At 72.1% G+C, this 4555-nt stretch carries 2 protein-coding genes; both read left to right on the plus strand.

The window, feature by feature from the left end; genetic code table 11:
• A complete protein-coding gene (glgX, locus tag JWR86_RS03420; protein ID WP_299560747.1) occupies positions 1–2091 on the plus strand; it encodes a glycogen debranching protein GlgX in 2091 nt (696 codons plus the stop codon).
• A gap of 142 nt (positions 2092–2233) precedes the next feature.
• Positions 2234–4555: 4-alpha-glucanotransferase (gene malQ / locus JWR86_RS03425; protein ID WP_299560749.1), on the plus strand; the 2322-nt coding region annotated here is incomplete at its 3' end.

Raw genomic sequence — 4555 nt, forward strand, 5'->3', positions numbered from 1 at the left:
GTGAACGGGGACGGGTCGCCGGCGCAGCTCGGCGCGTCCTGGGACGGGCGAGGCGTCAATTTAGCCCTCTTTTCCGCGCACGCGACGCGAGTCGAGCTCTGCCTCTTTACGCCCGGCGCGGAGCGGGAAACGGAGCGCATCACCCTTCCGGCCCGGACGGGGGACATTTGGCACGGCCGCCTGGAGGCCCTCCGGCCCGGCCAGCTCTACGGCTACCGGGTGCACGGCCCCTACGACCCCGAACGCGGCCACCGCTTCAACCCTCACAAGCTGCTGCTCGATCCCTATGCGGGTCACCTGACCGGGCGGGTCCGGCAGGACGACGCGCTGTACGGTTTTCCGCGCGGCGGGGCCGAGGGCGATCTCGGCTTCGACACGCGCGACAGCGCGCCCTTCATGCCGCGCTGCGTGGTGACCGATCCGGGCTTCGCCTGGGACGACGGGGACCACCGGCCACGCCGGCCGTGGAGCGAAACCGTCATCTACGAGGCGCATGTGCGCGGCCTCACCCGGCTTCACCCCGGCATCCCGGAATCGCTGCGCGGCACCTACGCGGCGCTCGGCCACCCGGCGGTGATCGCCCACCTGCAGCGCCTCGGCGTGACCGCGATCGAACTCCTGCCGATCCAGGCCATCGCCGACGAGCCGGCCCTCGGCGCGCGTGGGCTCGTGAATTACTGGGGCTATTCCACGATCGGCTATTTCTCGCCGGAGCCGCGCTATCTCGGGCCGGCCGGCCATGTGGGGTTCAAGGCCGCCATCCGCGCCCTGCACCGGGCCGGGATCGAGGTGATCCTCGACGTGGTCTACAACCACACGGCCGAGATCGAGGAGACGGGACCGACCCTGTCCTTCCGGGGCCTCGACAACGCCACCTACTACAAGCCCCGACCGGGGGATCCACGCCGGACGTGGGATTGCACCGGCTGCGGCAACACCCTCGACGTCAGCCAGCCCGCAGTGCGGCGGCTCGTGCTCGACTCCCTGCGCCATTGGGCGACGGAATACGGCGTGGACGGGTTCCGCTTCGACCTCGCGCCCGCGCTCGCCCGCGAGCCCTACGGCTTCGACCCGCGCGCCACCTTCTTCGCGGCCATTGCGGCCGACCCTCTCCTGTCCGGCCTCAAACTCATCGCCGAGCCCTGGGACGTGGGCGAAGGCGGCTATCAGGCCGGCAACTTTCCGGCGGGATGGGGCGAGTGGAACGACCAGTTCCGCGACACCATCCGGGGCTTCTGGCGCGGCGATCCGGGCCAGTTGCCTCGGCTCACCCAGGGCCTCACGGGATCGAAGGAGATTTTTCAGGCAAGCGGCCGTGGGCCGGCCGCGGCGATCAACTACGTCGCCTCGCATGACGGGTTCACGCTGCGCGACCTCGTCAGCTACGAGCACCGGCACAACGAGGCCAACGGCGAGGGCAATCGCGACGGCCACGGCCACAACCTGTCCAGCAACGGGGGGGTCGAGGGCGACACCGCCGATCCGGACATCCGGGGGAGGCGCGCCGCCCTGGTCCGGGCCATGTTGGCGAGCGTGCTCCTGGCGCAGGGCGTGCCCATGCTGCTGGCCGGGGACGAGATCTCGCGGAGCCAGGGCGGCAACAACAACCCCTATTGCCAGGACAACGCGACGACCTGGACCGACTGGGAGGGCGGGCCCGCGCACGACCCCGACCTGACGGAGTTCGTGGCCCACCTGCTGGCCCTCAGGCGCGAGCACGACGGGCTCCGCCGCCGCACCTTCCTGACCGGGGCCGAGATCCCCGGCACCGGAATGCGGGACGTCTACTGGCTGTGCCCCACCGGGCGGGAGATGACCTGGGAGGACTGGGCCGATCCGGCCCGCCAGGTGGCCGGGATGCAGATCGGCAACGACGCGCCCGACGGGCGGCGCCTGCTCATCCTCATCAACGGGTCGCCGGAGGTCGCCGAGTTCAGATTGTCGCCCATCGTACCGGGGCCGCAATGGCGGCCGATGTTCCTGAGCAACCGTGCAGACGGCCGCCCGGACGGGGCCGCCGCGACCCTCTCCGCCGGGGGAACATTCGCCATAGCCCCCCGTTCGATCGTTCTCTTTCGACAGGAAGGTTGATGGCCGAAATGCGTGACCGGCATGCCCTCCCGTTCGGCGCGGCGTCGATGAACGGGGCAACCCGGTCCGTGTGGTGCGCCCCGAGAACAGGCCCCGCCGCCGTGCCACCCTGTCCGAGCTTTGCCGCCCCAGGAGGCACCCGATGAGCGGCGACGACCGCGCGACCTCCCGCCTGGCCGAACTCGTCGGCATTCCGGGCGAATATGTCGACGCCTACGGCAAGCCGGTCGAGGTCGGGCTCGACCGCCGCCGCGCCATGCTCGGCCATCTCGGCTTCCCGGCCGAGAGCGAGGCCGACCTGGCCGAAAGCCTGTCCCGGGCGGAAAACCTCCGCTCGGGCCTGATCGCCCCGACCGTCGTGACGGAAGCGGGCCGGCCGGCCGACATCCCGATCAGGAGCCCGTCTTCCGACCTCTGCGCCTGGCGGCTGGTTGACGAGGGCGGCCGCGTTCGCGAGGGCCGCGGCACCGTTCAGGCGGGCCCGGGACGGCACGCGCTACGGCTCCCTGCCCTGCCGGCCGGCTATCACAGGCTCTCGATCGAGATCGGTGGTGAACGGCGCGATGCCACCGTGATCGCGGCGCCGGCGCGCTGTTGGCAGCCGGCCTGGATGCAGGACGGCGGCCGCGCCTGGGGCCTCGCCGCCCAGGTCTACGCGTTCCGGTCGGCCGGCAACCTGGGCATCGGTAGCTATGCGGACGTGCGCGAGGCGGTCGCCGGCACGGCCCCGCTCGGGGCCTCGTTCATCGGCCTCTCGCCGGTCCATGCCCTGTTCGCGGCCGACCGCAGCAAGGTGTCACCCTATTCGCCCTCCTCCCGGCTGTTTCTGGAAACGCTGCATATCGACCCGCGGACCGTGCCCGGGTTCGCAGGCAGCGAAGCCGAGCGCATGCTCGCCGAGCCGGACCGCGCGAACCGCATCGCGGCGCTCCGAGAGGCGGCGCTGGTCGACCATGCGGCGGTGTGGGCCGAGCTCTCTGCCGTGCTGGAGGCGCTGTGGCGCGAGCGCCGGGCGCTGTTCGAACCCGACCTCCGGTCGTTTCGACGCGAGATGGGCTCGGCGCTCGAACTGCACGCCACCTTCGAGGCGCTGGCTGAGCATCTGCGTGGCGAGGGCCGCTGGTGGCTCGGCGACTGGCCGGAGCCGTTTCGCCGCTGCGGCTCCGCCGAGGTGCGGGCGTTTGCGCGCGAGCGCCGCGACCGTGTCGCCTTTCACGCCTGGCTGCAGCACCTGGCCGATCGCCAGCTCGGCGCCGCGGCCGAGGAGGCACGGGCCGGCGGCATGTCGGTCGGCCTCTACCGCGACCTCGCGGTGGGATCGGACCGCGGCGGGTCGGAACTCTGGTCCCACCCTGAGCGGTTCGGCAGCAGCCTGTCGATCGGCGCGCCGCCGGACCTGCTCGCCCCCCAGGGCCAGGATTGGGGGCTGCCGCCCCTGAACCCGATCGCCCTGGAAGAGAGCGGGCTCGCGGCCTTCCGGGCGCTGGTCCAGGCCAACATGCGGCATGCGGGGGCGATCCGCATCGACCACGCCTTCCAGCTCAAGCGGCTCTACCTCATCCCGGTCGGCGCCCGCGGCTCTGCCGGCGCCTATGTGGAATACCCGTTCGACGCGCTCCTCGCCGTGCTGCGGCTGGAGAGCCACCGGGCCAAGGCGCTGGTGATCGCCGAGGATCTCGGCACCGGGCCCGAGGGATTCTCGGACGCCATCATGCGGTCCGGCGTCCTCAGCTACCGCGTGCTCGCCTTCGAGCGCACCGAAGGGCTCGGCTTCAAGCCGCCTCGGGACTATCCGCGCGAGGCCATGACCGTGGTGACCACGCACGACCTGCCGACCTTTGCCGGATGGTGGCGAGGCCTCGACACGGACCTGCGCCTGACGCTCGGCATCTACGAGCCCGACCGGGCCGCGACCGAGCGGCAGGACCGCCTGGTGGAGCGCGAGCGGCTGGCCGAGGCGCTCGCAGCGGAATCGCTGCTGCCGTCGCCGCAGCCGCCCGAGGCGCCGCCTGCCGAGGCGGCGATGCGCTATCTCGCCCGCACGCCCTCCGCCCTGAACGCCATCCAGTACGAGGACGTGCTCGGCGCTCTGAACCAGCCCAACATGCCCGGAACCACGGAGGGGCACCCCAATTGGCGCCGCAAGCTCGAGATGGAGCTCGGCGAGCTGAACGCGCCCGGCGGGCCGCTCGCCAAGGCCGCGGCCTCCGTTTCGGCCGAGGGCCGCGGCCCCCGCACCAAGACGACACCGCTCGCCGCGCCGCCGCCGCGCGCCACCTACAGGCTGCAATTCCACAAGGACTTCACCTTCGACGACGCGCTCGCGGCCGTGCCCTACATCGCCCGGCTCGGCGTCAGCCACGTCTACGCCTCGCCCATCCACCGGGCGCGGCCGGGCTCGACACACGGCTACGACATCGTCGACCATGCCGCGATCAACCCCGAACTCGGCGGCGAGGAGGGT

The organism is Enterovirga sp., assembly GCF_028290205.1.
Classification (GTDB): Bacteria; Pseudomonadota; Alphaproteobacteria; order Rhizobiales; family Beijerinckiaceae; genus Enterovirga.